At 75.4% G+C, this 16,767-nt stretch carries 14 protein-coding genes; 8 read left to right on the top strand and 6 right to left on the bottom strand.

Features of this window, described 5'->3' with window-relative positions; all coding sequences use genetic code 11:
• Nucleotides 1-15: 15 nt before the first annotated feature.
• A complete protein-coding gene (locus ACFTZC_RS04990; RefSeq protein ID WP_382886916.1) occupies nucleotides 16-1,206 on the bottom strand; it encodes a TDT family transporter in 1,191 nt (396 codons plus the stop codon).
• An 82-nt stretch (nucleotides 1,207-1,288) separates the two neighbouring features.
• Between ACFTZC_RS04990 and ACFTZC_RS04985 the strand changes: the two genes are divergently transcribed.
• Nucleotides 1,289-2,233, top strand: a complete 945-nt coding sequence (locus ACFTZC_RS04985; protein WP_382887250.1) for a LysR family transcriptional regulator — start codon at nucleotides 1,289-1,291, stop codon at nucleotides 2,231-2,233.
• Between the two features lie 31 nt (nucleotides 2,234-2,264).
• Here ACFTZC_RS04985 and ACFTZC_RS04980 read toward each other — a convergent pair whose 3' ends face one another.
• The 3 genes from ACFTZC_RS04980 to ACFTZC_RS04970 form a co-directional block, all read right to left on the bottom strand.
• Nucleotides 2,265-2,957: a gamma-glutamyl-gamma-aminobutyrate hydrolase family protein gene (locus tag ACFTZC_RS04980; RefSeq protein ID WP_382886914.1), complete on the bottom strand. Its 693-nt coding sequence runs from the start codon at nucleotides 2,955-2,957 to the stop codon at nucleotides 2,265-2,267.
• An 86-nt stretch (nucleotides 2,958-3,043) separates the two neighbouring features.
• Nucleotides 3,044-4,513, bottom strand: coding sequence for an ethanolamine permease (gene eat / locus ACFTZC_RS04975; RefSeq protein WP_382886912.1), 1,470 nt, complete (start codon nucleotides 4,511-4,513; stop codon nucleotides 3,044-3,046).
• Between the two features lie 194 nt (nucleotides 4,514-4,707).
• The gene (locus tag ACFTZC_RS04970; RefSeq protein WP_382887248.1) at nucleotides 4,708-5,457 is read right to left on the bottom strand and encodes a FadR/GntR family transcriptional regulator; all 750 of its coding nucleotides are present in this window, start codon (nucleotides 5,455-5,457) and stop codon (nucleotides 4,708-4,710) included.
• A gap of 87 nt (nucleotides 5,458-5,544) precedes the next feature.
• On the opposite strand from ACFTZC_RS04970, the gene ACFTZC_RS04965 reads away from it, so the two are divergent.
• From ACFTZC_RS04965 to ACFTZC_RS04950, 4 genes are read left to right on the top strand one after another with little or no spacing between them, the layout of a single operon-like run.
• A complete protein-coding gene (locus ACFTZC_RS04965; protein ID WP_382886911.1) occupies nucleotides 5,545-6,909 on the top strand; it encodes a glutamine synthetase family protein in 1,365 nt (454 codons plus the stop codon).
• Between the two features lie 30 nt (nucleotides 6,910-6,939).
• A complete protein-coding gene (locus tag ACFTZC_RS04960; RefSeq protein ID WP_382886909.1) occupies nucleotides 6,940-8,334 on the top strand; it encodes an aldehyde dehydrogenase family protein in 1,395 nt (464 codons plus the stop codon).
• Between the two features lie 5 nt (nucleotides 8,335-8,339).
• Nucleotides 8,340-9,203, top strand: coding sequence for a 3-oxoacyl-ACP reductase (locus ACFTZC_RS04955; protein ID WP_382886907.1), 864 nt, complete (start codon nucleotides 8,340-8,342; stop codon nucleotides 9,201-9,203).
• Nucleotides 9,204-9,220: 17 nt separating this feature from the next.
• Nucleotides 9,221-10,147 (top strand): DUF2510 domain-containing protein, encoded by a 927-nt coding sequence (locus ACFTZC_RS04950; RefSeq protein WP_382886905.1) that lies wholly within the window; start codon nucleotides 9,221-9,223, stop codon nucleotides 10,145-10,147.
• Between the two features lie 67 nt (nucleotides 10,148-10,214).
• Here the strand turns inward: ACFTZC_RS04950 and ACFTZC_RS04945 are convergent, their stop codons facing one another.
• On the bottom strand, nucleotides 10,215-11,429 hold the full coding sequence (locus tag ACFTZC_RS04945) for an amino acid deaminase/aldolase (protein WP_382886904.1): 1,215 nt from the start codon (nucleotides 11,427-11,429) through the stop codon (nucleotides 10,215-10,217).
• 1,069 nt (nucleotides 11,430-12,498) lie between these two features.
• Between ACFTZC_RS04945 and ACFTZC_RS04940 the strand changes: the two genes are divergently transcribed.
• Both ACFTZC_RS04940 and mycP read left to right on the top strand, forming a co-directional pair.
• On the top strand, nucleotides 12,499-13,863 hold the full coding sequence (locus ACFTZC_RS04940) for a hypothetical protein (protein ID WP_382886902.1): 1,365 nt from the start codon (nucleotides 12,499-12,501) through the stop codon (nucleotides 13,861-13,863).
• 65 nt (nucleotides 13,864-13,928) lie between these two features.
• A complete protein-coding gene (gene mycP / locus ACFTZC_RS04935) occupies nucleotides 13,929-15,152 on the top strand; it encodes a type VII secretion-associated serine protease mycosin (protein ID WP_382886901.1) in 1,224 nt (407 codons plus the stop codon).
• Nucleotides 15,153-15,234: 82 nt separating this feature from the next.
• Here the strand turns inward: mycP and ACFTZC_RS04930 are convergent, their stop codons facing one another.
• A complete protein-coding gene (locus ACFTZC_RS04930) occupies nucleotides 15,235-15,912 on the bottom strand; it encodes a serine hydrolase (RefSeq protein ID WP_382886899.1) in 678 nt (225 codons plus the stop codon).
• 41 nt (nucleotides 15,913-15,953) lie between these two features.
• On the opposite strand from ACFTZC_RS04930, the gene ACFTZC_RS04925 reads away from it, so the two are divergent.
• Nucleotides 15,954-16,766 (top strand): SseB family protein, encoded by an 813-nt coding sequence (locus ACFTZC_RS04925; protein WP_382886898.1) that lies wholly within the window; start codon nucleotides 15,954-15,956, stop codon nucleotides 16,764-16,766.
• Nucleotide 16,767 lies beyond the last annotated feature (1 nt).

The raw sequence follows: 16,767 nt of genomic DNA, 5'->3' as shown, positions 1-16,767 counted from the left end.
TCCGTCACGGCCCCGTCACGCGGCGTGCGCGGCCTCCGGGGCGGGCAGCCGGGAGGCCTGGTCCCCCGGGCGGGCACCCCGGGGCGCCCCCGGCAGCGTGCCGGCCAGCAGCCCGCGTACCGTGCCCCACCCGGCGACCGCCCAGGCCGTCACCAGCAGCGCGAACAGCCCCACCGCCAGCCACGAGAACGCCGCGAGCCCGGTGTGCCGCGCCAGCCCCGCCGCGCCCGTGACACACGTGCCGACCGGGAACGTGAAGGCCCACCACGTCATCGAGAACCGCATCCCGCGCCGGACGCCCCGCACCACCAGCGTCGCCGCGAGAGCCAGCCACAGCAGCGCGAACCCCATCACCGGCACCCCGTACACCACGGCGAACGCGGTGAGCGCGCCCGCGTACGGGCCGCCGACCGCCGAGGGCGCCACATCGGCGAGCCGGCCCACGGCCGTGGTCGACTGGCCCAGCGGGCCCAGCACCAGGCAGAGCGCCGGGGTCAGCGCGAGCGGCAGCGGGCCGTGCGTCACCAGCCGCGCGAAGACCAGCGGCAGCATCATCAGCGTGGCCAGCAGGCTCAGCCCGAACAGCGCGTAACAGCCGAGGAGCAGCGCCGTGCGCCCCTGGCCCGCCGGGAGGTACGGCACCAGCGCCGGGCCGACCGCCGCCGAGACCATCGGGGTGACCACCGGCAGCAGCCACACCGGCGACGCGTCCGCGGCGGCCGGCCGGTGGCGTACGACCATCAGGTACGGGATCCCGACCACGATCACGAGGCCCAGCAGCGTCCCCGCGCCGAACAGCACCGCGTCCACGGCGAGCGCCGCCCGCTCGCCCAGCACATCGCGGCCCACGGTGAGCGTGCCGCCGCCGACGGCCAGCAGCGCCATCGCGAGACAGCCGTGGAACGGCGCCACGGCCGGGTCGAGGAGATGGGCGCGGGCCTGGTCGCGGTGGTGCAGCCAGTGCCCGGCACGGGCCGTCAGCACGGCGGCGAGCGCGGCCACCGACAGTGCCCACACCGCCACCCAGACCGCCCGGAGCCCCGGCACCTCCAGCGGGAGGGCGGCGCCCGCGGCCGGGACGATCGCCGTGCCCATGACCGCCGCGTACCAGTTGGGCCCGAGATGGCGCAGCGCGGGGAGCCGGGCGCCGGACGGGAGCCCGCCGGCGGAACGGTCGGGACGGGCGGGGGGTGCGAGGACGGCCATGGGCTCAGCGTCCCGCCGGGCCCCGGCCCCCACCAGCCCCGCTCTCCCTATGAGGTCATAAGCTGGGCTTATGTCTGGGGCAATGTCCGAGGAGCCGCTCGCGGCGCCGCTCTCGCACCGGGTGCCCGATCTCGGCGCGCTGGAGCTGCTCCTCGCCGTCGCCCGGCTGGGCAGCCTCGGCCGGGCCGCGCGCGAGACCGGGATCAGCCAGCCCGCCGCGAGCAGCCGGATCCGGGCGATGGAGCGGCAGCTCGGGGTGGCGCTGGTGGACCGCTCGCCGCGCGGCTCCCGGCTGACCGACGCGGGCACCCTGGTCACCGACTGGGCCCGGCGGGTGGTGGAGGCGGCCGAGGCGTTCGACGCGGGCGCGCAGGCGCTGCGCGGCCGCCGGGACTCCCGGCTGCGCGTCGCCGCCAGCATGACGATCGCCGAGTACCTGCTGCCGCGCTGGCTGATAGCGCTGCGCCGGGCGCGTCCCGACACCGCCGTCTCGCTGCACGCGGGCAACTCCGTCGCGGTCGCGGCGCGGCTGCTGAGCCATGAGGCGGACCTCGGCTTCGTGGAGGGCCTGGCCGCCCCCGAGGGGTTGGACTCCGCGGTGATCGGCCACGACCGGCTGCTGGTGGTCACGGCGCCGGGGCACCCGTGGGCCCGCCGCCGCGCCCCGCTCACCCCGGCCGAGCTGGCCGGGACGCCGCTGATCCTGCGGGAGCCGGGCTCCGGCACCCGCCAGGTGCTGGACGCCGGGCTGAGCGCCTACGGCGGCCCCGCCAGGCCGCTGCTGGAGCTGGCCTCCACCACCGCGCTGAAGGCCGCCGCGGTCAGCGGGGAGGGCCCGTGCGTGCTGAGCGAGCTGGCGGTCGGCGAGGAGCTGGCCGCGCGCAGGCTGGTCCGGGTGGCGGTGGCGGGCGTACGGCTCCGCCGCGACCTGAGGGCGGTCTGGCCGGCCGGTACCCGCCCGGCCGGCCCCGCGCGGGACCTGCTGTCCCTGACGCGCGGCGCCGCTCCGGACCCGTCCACCGGTTGAGAGCCTGCTGGGGACCTGCCGTCCGCCCAGCTCAGCCGGCAGGCTTCGAGGCGGCCCGGACCAGCCAGGACATCACGCGGGTGTCCTCGCCCATCTCGGGATGCCACTGCACCCCGAGCACCGGCCGGGGATCCGGCAGTTCCACGGCCTCGACGGTCCCGTCGGCGGCGAACGCCGAGGCGGTCAGCCCCGCGCCGAGCCGGTCCACCGTCTGGTGGTGGTACGTCGGTACGGCGGACTCCTCCGGCACCAGAGCGGCGTAGCGGGTGCCGGGCAGCGGTTTCACCGGATGGCTGCCGAAGGAGCCGACAGTGGGGGAGGTGTGCCCGTCCACGTGCTGGACGAGCGTCCCGCCCAGCGCCACGTTGAGGAGCTGCATGCCCCGGCAGATCCCCAGCAGCGGGGTGCCGGAGGCCAGCGCCGCCTCGATCAGGGCGAGCTCCCAGGCGTCCCGCTCCAGGGCGGGCGGCCCGGTGCGGGGGTCGGTCTTTGCCCCGTACCGCGCGGGCCGTACATCGGGGCCGCCCGCGATCACCACCCCGTCCAGCCGGGCCACCACGGCGGCCGCCGTGTCCGGGTCGTCCGGCGGGAGCAGCACGGCCGTGCCGCCGGCGCGCTGGACGAGCCGGTGGTAGCCGGCCGGCAGCAGCGCCGCGGGCAGCTCCCACACGCCCCACGCGGCGGACTCCTCCAGATAGCTGCTGATGCCGATGAGCGGCTTCACTGTTCCTCCGTACGGGTGGTTCGGGCGCGGGCTGTGCGCGTACGAGCTATGCGCGTACGAGCTGTGTGCGTACGCGCGGTGTGCCGTCAGCCGCGTTCGAGCTCGGCCTCGGCGGCGGCGAGGGCCGCGAACTCCTCCTCGGGCGCGGCCGCGACCAGCCGGTGCCGACTGTAGAAGGTGAAGTAGGCGAGGGCGACGGCATAGACGCCGAGCGCGATGAACGCGGCGTCCCTGTCCACCAGGAACGTCGCGACCAGCGCGGACAGCGCGAGCACGAAGGCGACGCCCGAGGTCAGCATGCCACCGGGGGTCCGGTACGGACGGGGCAGACCGGGCTCCCGGCGCCGCAGCACCAGGTGCGAGAGGGCCATCAGCGCGTACGAGATGGTGGCGCCGAACACCGCCACGTTGAGCATCCGCCCGCCGTCGCCGGTGCCCGCGGCGAGCGCGAAGCCGATGGCGCCGGGGATGACGAGACCCAGATAGGGGGCTTTGCGGCGGCTCGTGAGGGAGAGGAATCGCGGCAGGTATCCGGCGCGGGAGAGCGCGAAGAGCTGCCGGGACCCGGCGTAGATCAGCGAGAAGAAGGAGGCCACGAGCCCGGCGAGACCCGCGTAGTTCACGAACCGGCTGAGCGGCGTCGGCTCGCCGTCCCCCTGGAGCGCGACCACCAGCGGATTGCCCGCCTCCTGGATGGCCGCCGAGCCGCGGGCACCCGTCGCGGCGAAGAAGGTGAGCAGGGCGAGCAGCACGAGCACACCCATGGAGATCGACAGCGCCCTGGGCATCGAACGCACCGGGTCCTTGGCCTCCTCGGCGGCGAGCGGCACCCCCTCGACGCCCAGGAAGAACCACATGCCGAACGGGAAGGCCGCCCAGATGCCCAGCACGCCGTACGGGAGCCAGGAGCTGGAGCCGAACGCGTCCGGGTCGGCCGGGATGTCGTTGAGCCCACCGGCGTCGAACTCGGTGAACGCGCCCACCGCGAAGATCAGCAGCGCCGCCACGGCGACGGCGGTCACCACGAGGCTGAAGCGCAGCGCCTCCCCGACACCCCAGAGATGGATCCCGATGAAGATCACGAAGCAGGCCAGATAGACCGGCCAGCCGGCCGTCAGACCGAAGAGGTGGAGGGACTCGACATACTCGCCGATGAAGATGGAGATCGCGGCCGGCGCCAGGATGTACTCGATGAGGATGGCAGTCCCGGTGAGAAAGCCGCCCCAGGTGCCGAGCGCGCGCCGGGCGAAGCCGTAACCGCCGCCCGCCGTGGGCAGGATGGCGGACAGCTCCGCGAGCGAGAAGACCAGACAGGCGTACATCGCGCCCATGAGCAGGGTGGCGATGGCCAGCCCGCCGAAACCGCCCTCGGAGAGGCCGATGTTCCACCCCGAGAAGTCCCCGGAGACGACGTACGCGACGCCCAGACCGGTGAGCAGCAGCCAGCCCGCGCTGCCGCGGCGCAGGGCGCGCCGTTGGAGGTAGTCGGCCTCCGGGGGAGCGGTGCCGTCCGCCACGGCGGCCGGTGGGGTGCGCGAGTCCGTGCCTTCGGACATGATCCGCTCCTGCCTCGGGGTATTGGTGTGGGGCCATACCATTGCCGTCGGGACGGCCGCGCGCAAGACCCGTGCGTTAAACGGCTGTTACGGATCGGCGTCACGGCGGGCGGACCCGGCCCGCGCGCGCGAGGCGAGCGGGCGGGGCGGGCGGCGCGCGGGCCGGCGGGCGTACGGCCGGCGGCGGGCGGCGCTCAGGTCAGGAAGCCCCGCAGCAGCGCCGCCGTACCGCCGCAGTGCTCGCGCGCGATCTCGCGCGCCGCGTCCACGTCGCCGTCGAGCACCGCCCCGACCAGCGCCGTGTGCTGCCGCTGCGAGTGCTCCAGGTTCCGTACCAGCAGCGGGATGCAGTCCAGCAGATCGTTCACCCCCGCCCGCACCGCCGCGTACTGCGCGGTCAGCGTCGCGGACCCGGCCAGCTCGGCGAGCGTGAGATGGAGCAGCGTGTCCAGCCTGCGGTACTCCGCCAGCGGCGCCTCGTGCGTCGCGGCCAGCGCCGAACGGAGCCGCTCCGCCTGCGAGGTGCTGAAGGCCGGGCCGTGCGCCGCGCACAGCTCCGCCGCGCCGGTCTCCAGCACCTCGCGGAAGCGCAGCACGTCCTCGATGTCCGTCCCCGCCACCCGCCGCCGCAGCTCCTCCTCGGCGCCCGCCACCGGGGCGTCGGGGCGGGGGCGTACGAAGGTCCCGCCGTACCGGCCGCGCCGGCTCTCCAGCAGCCCCTGGTCCTGGAGGACCTTGAGCACCTCGCGGAGCGTCACCCGGCTGATCCCCAGCCGCTCCGCCAGCTCCCGCTCGGCGGGCAGCCGCTCCCCGGCCGCGACCAGCCCCAGCCTGACGACCTGGAGGATCTGCTCCAGCGCCTCCTCGAAACCGTTCCCGGCCCGCACCGGCCGCAGCACCGGAGCGAGCGGGTCCGCGTCCGGCGGGTCCATCGGCTCATTCATCCTCGCCACGTCACCGTTGCCCCTTCCCAACCAAAGGTCTTCAGGAATACCTTATGGCTTCCGGCTGACCCAAGGAGGAGCAATCCCGTGGCAGACCGCACACCCCCGCTCTCCGTCGAGGAACTCCGCGTACTCGTCGCGAGCGGAGAGATCGACACAGTTGTCCTGGCCTTCCCCGACATGCAGGGCCGGCTCCAGGGCAAGCGGTTCGCCGCGCCCTTCTTCCTCGACGACGTCCTGGAGCACGGCACGGAGGGCTGCAACTACCTCCTCGCCGTCGACACGGACATGAACACCGTCGACGGATACGCGATGTCCTCCTGGGAGCACGGTTACGGCGACTTCGCCATGCGCCCCGACCTCACCACGCTGCGCCGCGTCCCCTGGAACGAGGGCACGGCGATGCTCGTCGCCGACCTCGCCTGGCACGACGGCTCACCCGTCGTCGCCGCGCCCCGCCAGATCCTCCGCCGCCAGCTGGAGCGCCTCGCCGGGCACGGCTACACCGCGCACGTCGGTACGGAGCTGGAGTTCATCGTCTTCAAGGACACCTTCGAAGAGGCATGGGACAGCGGCTACCGCGGCCTGACCCCCGCCAACCAGTACAACGTCGACTACTCCGTCCTCGGCACCGGCCGCGTCGAGCCCCTGCTGCGCCGGATCCGCAACGAGATGGCCGCCGCCGGACTCACCGTGGAGTCGGCCAAGGGCGAGTGCAACCCCGGCCAGCACGAGATCGCCTTCAAGTACGACGAGGCCCTCGTCACCTGCGACCAGCACGCCATCTACAAGACCGGCGCCAAGGAGATCGCCTCCCAGGAAGGCGTCTCCCTCACCTTCATGGCGAAGTTCAACGAGCGCGAGGGCAACTCCTGCCACATCCACCTCTCGCTCCAGGACGCGGACGCCACCAACGCCATGGCCGGGGACGGACCCGGAGGCATGTCACCCCTGATGCGCCACTTCCTGGCCGGGCAGCTCGCGGCGCTGCGCGACTTCTCCCTCCTGTACGCGCCCACGGTCAACGCGTACAAACGCTTCCAGCCCGGCTCGTTCGCGCCCACCGCCGTCGCCTGGGGGTACGACAACCGCACCTGCTCGCTGCGGGTGGTCGGCCACGGCCGCTCCCTGCGCTTCGAGAACCGGCTGCCCGGCGGCGACGTCAACCCGCACCTCGCCGTCGCCGGACTCGTCGCGGCGGGCATCCACGGCATCGAGAACGAACTCGAACTCCCCGAGGCCTGCGCCGGGAACGCCTACTCGGCCGGGTACCCCCAGGTCCCGACCACCCTCGCGGAGGCCGCCGCCCTCTGGGAGAACAGCCCCATCGCGCGCGAAGCGTTCGGCGAGGAAGTGGTGGCGCACTACGCCAACATGGCGCGCGTCGAGGTGGACGCCTTCAACGCCGCGGTGACCGACTGGGAGCTCCGCCGCTCCTTCGAACGCCTGTGAGGAACGACCGCCTGTGAGGAACGACCGCCGATGAGGAGCGACGTGCAGGAACAGCAACACCACCCCGCCGTGCACCAGGTACTCGACCCCGCCACCGGGGAGACCGTCGCGGAGATCGCCGCGACCACCGTCGCCGAGGTCGACACCGCGGTACGGCGCGCCGCCGCCGCCCAGCGCGGGTGGGCCGCCGCGGCCCCCGCCGACCGCGCCCGGCTGCTGCGCCGCTTCGCGGCCGTCGTCGACGCGCACACCGAGGAGCTGGCCCGGCTGGAGGTCACCGAGGCGGGCCACACCATCGGCAACGCCCGCTGGGAGGCGGGCAATGTCCGCGACCTCCTGGACTACAGCGCCGGGGGAGTGGAGCGCCTGACCGGCCGGCAGATCCCGGTGGCCGGGGGCCTCGACATCACCCTGCTGGAACCGCTCGGGGTGGTCGGGGTGATCGCCCCCTGGAACTTCCCCATGCCGATCGCCGCCTGGGGCACCGCCCCTGCGCTCGCCGCGGGCAACGCCGTCCTCCTCAAACCCGCCGAGACCACCCCGCTCACCGCGCTGCGACTGGCCGAACTCGCCCTGGAGGCGGGACTTCCCGAATTCCTCTTCCAGGTCCTGCCCGGCGCGGGCGCCGTCGCGGGCGACGCCCTGGTCGAACACCCCGGCGTCGCCAAGATCGTCTTCACCGGCTCCACCCGGGTCGGCCGGCGGATCATGGCGAAGGGCGGCGCCCTGATGAAGCGCGTGACCCTCGAACTCGGCGGCAAGAGCCCCAACATCGTCTTCGCCGACTCCGACCTCGAACAGGCCGCGGCGTCCGCCCCGATGGCCTTCCTCGACAACGCGGGACAGGACTGCTGCGCCCGCAGCCGGATCCTCGTCCAGCGCGACGTCCACGACCGCTTCCTCGAACTGCTCGCCTCCGCCGTGGCGTCCGTCGTCGTCGGTGACCCCTCCGACGAGAAGACCCAGATGGGCCCGCTGATCTCGGCCCCGCAGCGGGAGCGCGTACGGGCGTACGTCCCGGACACGGCCGGCGCCATCCGGGGCAGCGCGCCCGACGGCCCCGGTTTCTGGTTCCCGCCGACCGTCCTCACCGACGCCGCCCCGGACTCCGCCGTCGCCACCGAGGAGGTCTTCGGCCCGGTCGCCGTCGTCCTGCCCTTCGAGGACGAGGACGACGCCGTCCGGCTGGCCAACGCCACCGAGTACGGCCTCGCCGGGTCGATCTGGACCCGGGACGTCGGCCGCGCCCTGCGGGTCTCGCGCGCCGTCGCCGCGGGCAATCTCTCCGTCAACTCGCACAGCGCCGTCCGCTACGGAACCCCCTTCGGCGGCTACAAACAGTCCGGAATCGGCCGCGAGCTGGGCCCTGACGCGCTCGCCGCCTTCACCGAAACCAAGAACGTCTTCCTCAGCACGGAGGTCTGAGCACCATGACCGACCCCATCACCGACCCGACGGCGGCCCCGGCGGCCGACACCACGGCGGGTACCACGGCCGGCGCCACGTCCGACGCGGCGGCCGAGCCCGTCTGCCGCCGCCTGGTCGGCCGTACCGCCGTCATCACCGGAGCCGGCAGCGGCATCGGACTCGCCACCGCGCGCCGCCTCGCCTCCGAGGGCGCGCACATCGTCTGCGGCGACATCGACGAGACCGCGGGCAAGGCCGTCGCCGAAGCGGTCGGCGGCACCTTCGTACGCGTCGACGTCACCGACGCCGAGGAGGTCGAGGCGCTGTTCAAGGCCGCCCACGACACCTACGGCAGCGTCGACATCGCCTTCAACAACGCGGGCATCTCGCCGCCCGACGACGACTCCATCCTCACCACGGGACTGGAGGCCTGGAAGCGGGTCCAGGAGGTCAACCTCACCTCCGTCTACCTCTGCTGCAAGGCAGCCCTCCCCTACATGCGCCGCCAGCGCCGCGGCTCCATCATCAACACCGCCTCCTTCGTCGCCCGGATGGGCGCCGCCACCTCCCAGATCTCGTACACCGCCTCCAAGGGCGGCGTCCTCGCCATGTCCCGTGAACTGGGCGTGCAGTTCGCCCGGGAGGGGATCCGGGTGAACGCGCTCTGCCCCGGGCCCGTCAACACCCCGCTGCTCCAGGAACTGTTCGCGAAGGACCCGGAGCGCGCCGCGCGCCGGCTGGTGCACATCCCGCTGGGCCGGTTCGCCGAGGCGACGGAGATCGCGGCGGCCGTCGCCTTCCTCGCCAGCGACGACTCGTCCTTCGTGAACGCCACCGACTTCCTGGTCGACGGCGGTATCTCGGGCGCGTACGTCACCCCTGTGTAACCGCATAGGCTGGACGGGTGACCACGACGCCCCCGCCCGGCTGGTATCCCGACCCGAACGTCCCGGCCACCGAACGCTGGTGGGACGGGACCGTCTGGACCGCGCACACCCGCCCGCCCGGCGCCGCCCCCGCGCCGGGCGGTGGCGCGGGTATGGCGTCGGGCGGTGGCCGGAAGCGGCTGATCACCCTCCTCGCCGTGGGGCTGGCCGCCGCGGCCGTGGTCACCGCCGTGGCGCTGCGGCCCGGCGGCGACGACAGCGGCGCGGCACCGCACACCCCGGAGAGCGCGGCGCCGCCCACCACCGCGCCACCCGAACGGAGCGCGGGAGACGACGAGGAGAACGAGAACACGGAGCCCGAGGAGGAACCCGGCGAGGACCCGACCCGCCTCACCGACCAGCTGAACGGCATCACCCTGCCGATCCCCGACGGCTGGGAGCGCCCGACCTCGGTCAGCGGCGGCGACCTCATGGTGCACACCGCCGACACCTACGCCTGCCCCGGTGCCCCCGCCAAGGAGTGCCGGCACGGCACGCTCTCCTCCCGTACCGCGAGCGGCACCGACAAGACCTCCCCCGAGGCGCTCGCCGAGGAGGACATCGAGAGGGCGGCCCAAGAGGCGTTCGGCGACGCCGAGTACCTCGACTACAGCACCCACCGCGACATCACGTCCCACACGGTGGTCCTGTCCCGGTCCACCGTCGTCGCGGGCCGCACCGGACACCTGGTGCGCTGGAAGGTCACCACCGGTGCCGGCCCCGGCGGTTACGTCCAGTCCCTCGCCTTTCCCTCGGCCGTGGGCACCGAGTCACCCGTCATCGTGCGCACGGCCTTCGACGCGGGCCCCGGCGGCCCGCCGCTCACCCTGATGGACACGATCACCGAGGGGATCCGCCCCATCGGCGACGTCTCGGGCGGGGTGGGCAGCTCCATCGGCCCCTGAAGCGCCAGTTCCCCGAAGTGCCCGTTCCCCGAAGTGCCGGTTCCGGCCCGTCCCCGCACACCCGGGCTCAGAGGAAGGCGCGGCCCTCGCCCCGGTACGTGGGCACGGACGCCACCACGCGGTCGCCCTCGACCAGCCGCAGGGTGTCGAACCGCTCGCACAGCTCCCCGGCCTTCGCGTGCCGGAACCACACCTTGTCGCCGATCAGCAGATCGTCGGCCGCCGCCCCCACGAGCGGGGTCTGCACCTCGCCCGGCCCCTCCTGCGGGTCGTAACGCAGCCCCTCCGGGAGGTACGGCACGGGCAGCCGGTCGGCGCCCGCCGGGCCGGAGGCCGGATAGCCGCCCCCGAGTACGGTCACCACGCCGACGCCCGGCCTGCGCACCACGGGCTGGGCGAAGAGCGCCGCCGGACGGCCCGTGAACGAGGTGTAGTTGTCGAAGAGCCGCGGTACGTAGAGGCCCGAGCCCGCCGCGATCTCCGTCACCGCGTCCTCGGCGGCCGTGTGCTGGACGCTGCCCGTCCCCCCGCCGTTGACGAACTCCAGGCCGGGCGCGACGGCCCGGACGGCCCGCACCACCGCGGCGCGCCGCTCCGCCAGCTCCCGGCGGGCGGCGGACTGCATCAGCCGGATCGCGCGCGAGCGCAGCGGCCGCCCCGCCAGGGCGTCCCCCACCCCGGCCACATGTCCCTCGTACGCCATGATCCCGACCAGCCGGAAGCCGGGGCGGCGCTCCACCGACCTGGCCAGCTCGGCCAGTTGGGCCGGCTCGCTCAGCGGGGAACGCAGGGCGCCGACCCTGATCCGGCCGCCGAACAGCCGCAGGGCCGTGTCCAGTTCCAGACAGATCCTCAGCTCCTCCCGGCCACCTTCGCGCGCCGCGTCGATCAGATCGAGATGCGCCGGGTCGTCGATCACCACCGTGACGGACGCCGCCAGTTTGGGGTCCGCGGCCAGCTCCGCGTACCCGGCGCGATCGGCCGACGGGTAGGCGAGCAGGACGTCGTCGAAGCCCGCCCGGGCCAGCCACAGCGACTCCGCCAGCGTGAACGACATGATCCCCGCGAAGCCGTCCCTGCCCAGCACCCGTTCCAGCAGGGCGCGGCAGCGCACCGACTTGCTCGCCACCCGGATCGGCTTGCCGCCGGCCCGCCGGACGAGATCGTCCGCGTTGGCGTCGAAGGCGTCGAGATCGACCATCGCGAGCGGCGCGTCGAGATGGGCGGTCGCCCGGTCGTACCGGGCACGGTCGGTGGCGCGCGGGGGCGGGGACGGAGTCATGGGCCGAGCCTGCCAGACCGGATTACCGCGCGGTAGGGGGATGATCTGGGCAGATCACCACGGGCCTCCGCGGACGTTCCCGCGGGGTGCTCTCCAGCCCGTAGAGTGACGCACACGCCGCGTCGAACGGGCCTGCGCCGTACGGCCGACAGCGGTGTGGGGTGGATCAGGTCTGCATGGGTGTCACAGTGTCACAGGGGGTCGGATGAGCACCGAGACGCCACGGGCTCCGATCCCGCCCCGCCCCACGGCGCCCCCGCGCGTCCCCGCCCAGCCGGCCGCCCGTGGCCCGGAGCGGACGGAGACGGAACCGCCTCCGACGGCCGACGGTACCGCCGCCGCCCCACCGCCCGCCCAGTCTCCGGCTCAGCCCCCGGTTCCCGCTCAGGCCTCGGTTTCCGCCCAGCCTCCGGTTCCCGCTCAGGCTCCGGCCGCCGGGAACCCGGCCCCGGGTGCGGCGCGGACCGGGGCGCCGTCCCCGGTCCTGCCGTACGGGGACGTACGGTTCACCGCCGCCGGGCTCGTCCCGTACGGCCCCCGGCCCTCGGGCGGCGGGTACTTCAGCCGGGAGCGCGGCTCCGCCGCCGTCCCGAGCCGGCCCGCGGCCCCCGTCCCGCCCCCCGAGCAGCAGCAGCCGCTACCGCCGGCCGCGGCCCCCGCACCGGCGCCCCCTCCCGAGCCGGGTCCGGCCGCCGCCCCGGGAACGACGGATGAACCCCGCATCACGGGCACGAGCGCAACTCCGGGCACGGGTACGGGCAGCGGCCCGGGCACAGACACGGGCAGCGGCCCGGAGCCGCGTACGTCCGACCGGCTCCGCCAGGACGGGAACGCACCCTTCGCCGCCCCGCGCCCCGCCTCGGTCGCCCCCGTGGAACCCCCGCGCCCCGCCCCGGTCGCTCCTGCCGCAACCCCGTCCGCCGGGTCCGTAGCTCCCGTCGAGCCCGCGCGCCCCGCGCCGACCACCCCCGCGGACCCCTCGCGCCCCGCGCCGGTCGCTCCTGCCGAGCCTGCGTCCGCCGGGCACTTCGCTATTGCCGAGCCCCCGCCTTCCGCGCCGGTCGCCCCGGTGGATCCGCCGCGCCCCGCGCCGACCGCCCCCGTCGAGCCCCCGCGCCCCGCGCCGGTCACGGCCGGGGAACCTCCGGCCGCCTGGACCGTCGCTGCCCCCGCGTCCCCGCGCCCCGCGCCGGTCGCTCCCGCCGGCCTCTCGTCCGCCGACGAGCCGCCGCCCGTCGAGCCCCCGCCCGCCGCCGCGGTTCAGGTGCCGCCGCGGCCCGTCGCCGCGCCGCGTCCCCCGCAGGGGCCGCCGCCCGGCACGGCCCTTCCACTGACCTACCAGCCGGCCGCCGACGAGCCCCGCCGGGGGAGCGTCCACCGGCCCGGCGGCGCGACGGGCCGGGCCGGCACACCGGCCGGCGGCATCCCCGTACCGCCGACCGGCCTGCCGCGGCCCCGCGCCTCGAACAGCCCGTTCCCCACCCCGTTCCTGATCGCGGGCTCCGGCGCCTCGTACGCCTCCTACGCCCCGCCCCGCTCCGCTCCGGCCGTACCGCCGCTGCCCCCGCGCCCTCCGGCGATGCCGTCCGCCCCGGCCGTACCGAAGACGTTCCCCTGGGCCACCGGGCCCGCCGGCCGGCGCTCGGAGAGCACCGCGCGGCTGCGCCCCGTTCCCGTACGGCGTCCGGCCCGGGCGGCCGCCGCCGTGGCCTGCGTGGTCCTCGGGGTCGGCCTCATCGGCGGCGCCGTCACCGGGAGCTGGCTGACCGGGGACTCGGCCGCGGAACCGGTCGCCAGGGACGACTTCACCGTCGCGCGCGGCCTCTGGCACAGCGTCCCCGTGGACATGCTCTTCCCGCGCACCCTCAAGGGGGACGGCGCCGGGCCCGGCGGCGCGGACCGGCGGTGGACCCGGATCGGCGTCGCGCCCGACAGCGGCTGCGCCGGGGCGCTCGACCCCCTGCTGGCGGGCCTGCTGCGCCCCCTGGGCTGTACGCGGGTCGTGCGTGCCACGTACATCGACGCCACCTCCAGCAGCGTCACCACCGTCGGACTGGTCTTCACCCAGGGCGACCCGGCCGCGATGGCGGCGCTGCGCAACCGGTTCCGGGTGGACGACCTCACCGGCCGCGCCGACCTGATGCCCCGTACGTTCCCCGTCCGGGACACCGCCGCCGCGGACTTCGGCGACGCGCAGCGCGCGAGCTGGACGGTGAACGTCCTCACCGAGGTGCCCGTCGTCGTGTACGCCGTCTCCGGCTTCGCCGACGGGCGCCCGGTCACCTCCCCGCAGCCCGCCGGCCAGGCCATGGCCAGCGGCAGCACGACGCCGGCCGCGGAGGCCGGGCTCGGACATGAGGCGAAAGGCGTCGCGGACCGTATAGAACGCGGGCTGCGCAAGGCAGTCAGCGCTGGTACGGCGGCTCCCCGTTGACCCGCCCCCATCCCGACGGGGCCGGGACGGCCGCCGGCCACGAGAACGCGGAGGACCCGGACCCCATGACGTCGAAGACCGCAGCGCCGAGAGGGAAGACCGCAGCGCGGAGGCGCCGTCACCGCGTCGCCGCCGTCCTCACCGCCGCGTCCGTGCTGCTCCTCCCCGCGAACGCGGCGCACGCCGACGCGATCCGGGCGCAGCAGTGGGCGCTGGACGCGATGAACACCACAGAGGCCTGGCGCCACGCGCAGGGCACGGGCGTCACCGTCGCGGTCCTGGACACCGGCGTGGACGGCACCCATCCGGACCTCGCGGGGCAGGTGCTGCCCGGCAAGGACCTGATCGGCTTCGGCGCGCGCAGCGGCGACCGCTCCTGGGCCAGGCACGGTACCGCCATGGCCGGGATCATCGCGGGACGCGGCCACGGCTCCGGCCGGGCGGACGGTGTGCTCGGCATCGCGCCCGAGTCGAAGATCCTTCCCGTCCGGGTCATCCTCGAAGGCAGCGACCCGGCCCGCGCGAAGGCACGCGCCTCCAAGGGCGGCGCGCTCGCCGAGGGCATCCGCTGGGCCGCCGACCAGGGCGCCGACGTCATCAACCTCTCCCTCGGCGACGACAGCGAGTCCGCCCATCCCGAACCCGCCGAGGACGCGGCCGTCCAGTACGCCCTGTCCCGGGGCGCGGTCGTCGTCGCCTCGGCCGGCAACGGCGGCGAGAAGGGCGACCACGTCTCGTACCCGGCGGCCTACCCCGGGGTGATCGCCGTGACCGCCGTCGACGAGTACGGCACGCACGCCTCCTTCTCCACCCGCCGCTGGTACGCCACGGTCAGCGCCCCCGGCGTGGACGTCGTCATCGCCGACCCGGACCGCCGCTACTACGAGGGGTGGGGCACCAGCGCCGCCGCCGCGTTCGTCTCCGGCGCGGTGGCGCTCATCCGCTCCGCCTACCCCGACCTCACCCCCGCCCAGATCAAGAAGCTCGTCGCGGACACCGCGCGCGACGCCCCCACGAGCGGCCGTGACGACGCCCGGGGGTACGGCTTCATCGACCCGGCCGCCGCCCTCGACGCGGGCGCGAAGCTGGCCCGTACGGATCTCGGCAGCCGGTCCGCCGGGTTCGGCAAGCAGTACTTCGGCAGCGGCCCCGCCGCCGCGCGCGAGAACCCGGACCCCGCCGCCTGGCTGGCCCCCGCCGCGGGCGTGACCGGCGCGGTGCTGCTGGCGGGCGCGGTGCTGCTGTGGCGCGGCTCGGGCCGCCGCATCGGCATCGGACGCTGGCGCTAGGGTTCCTGGACGCCGTCACGCCAAGGCGTCTCAGGCCAAGGCGTCTCAGGCCAGGGCGTGTCAGGCCGTACGGCGTTCCGCCTCAGCCGGGCCGGAGCGCCGTGATCCGGCGTACCGCGCCGGCCGCGGCCGCCTCGACCCGGGCGACGCCCTCCTCCTTCGAGGCGTGGCCGTCGGACAGGACCGCCACCAGGCAGCCGCTCACCCGCCCCACGGAGTGGACGACCCACAGCCCGCTCTCCGTGCGCGGCAGCCAGCCGTTCTTCAGAGCGACACCGGCCGGGGCCGCCGCGCCGGCCGCCGCCGACACGCCCCAGTCCTGCCCCGCCACCACCCGCCCCATCAGCCCCGCCACATAGCGGCGCGACCGCGCGTCCAGAGGGGTCTCCGACCGGGTCTCCGGGGCGAAGACCGCCTTCAGGAGGGTGAGCTGGTCGCCCGCCGTGGTCCGCGTCAGCCCCCATGCCGGGGCCGCCGTGGTCCGCTCCATCCCGAGCCGCGCGTGCGCCGCGTCCAGCCCCGGCACACCCCCGGCGGCCGCCCGCAGCGCCGTCGCCGCCTCGTTGTCGCTGCGCCCGATCATGGCCTCGGCGAGCCGCTCCTCGCCCGCGTCCAGCCACCGGCCGGTGTCCCGCGCCCGCAGCAGCAGGGCGGCCAGCACCGCGACCTTCACCACACTGGCGGTGACATACCTGCGCTCCGGGCCGTACGCCGCCTCGCGCCCGCCCACCATGTCGTACACCGCGACCGAGAGATCCACCCCCGGACCGTACGCCCGGCCCACTCATCTAGGCTCGTCCCGTGGCGCTCAAGAACATTCCGGACCCCGGTTTCTCCGACGACGACGGCACCGCCGATCCCGCGCTGACGGCGGCCCTCGCCGCCTGGGCCGAGGACCGCGCGGCCCATGGGCCGGTGCTGGCGGCGCTGCGCACCTCCCGGCTGCTGGTGCCCGTCGTCGCCGTCCTGGGGGAGATCGAGGAGGCCGGTGAGGCCGATGAGGGGGGCCGCGCAGCGTCGGACAAGGGTGGTGGGCGAGGGGCGGGCCTGCGCCGGGAGAAGACCAGCGACATGGCCGTGCCGACGCTCCGGGCCGGTGACCGGCGCGCCCTGCCCGCCTTCACCTCCGTCGAGGCACTGGCCCGCTGGGACCCCGCGGCCAGGCCCGTCGCCGTACCGCTGCACCAGGCGCTCCAGGCCGCCGCGCACGAGGGGGCGGACACCGTGGTCCTCGATCTCGCGGGCCCCGTCCCGTACCAGCTCACCGGGCCCGCCCTGCTCGCGCTCGCCGAGGGGCGTACGGGGACCGGTCCGCTCGACGACCCGGCCGTCTTGGCGGCGGTACGTTCGGTGGTCGCCGCCGAGCCCGCGGTGGTACGGGCGTATCTCGGCCCCGGCAGCGCGGACGGCACCCTCGCCCTGGTGCTGGACCCGGCCGCGCCCGCGGCGGAAGCGGCCCGCGGGGTCGCGCGCGCCCTCGCGGACGACGACGTGCTGAGGGCTCGCCTGGTGCGCGGGCTCGACCTGGCGGTGCTGCCGGCCGAGGCCACCCCACCGGGCGAGCCCCTGTACGTACGGGATCAGCCGCCCCGCGACGGAGAGCGCCCCGCGTGAC

The organism is Streptomyces sp. NPDC056987 (assembly GCF_042673865.1).
Lineage (GTDB): Bacteria > Actinomycetota > Actinomycetes > Streptomycetales > Streptomycetaceae > Streptomyces.
Note: the sequence above shows the minus strand (reverse complement) of the source record. Positions and strands in the feature narration are given on the sequence as shown.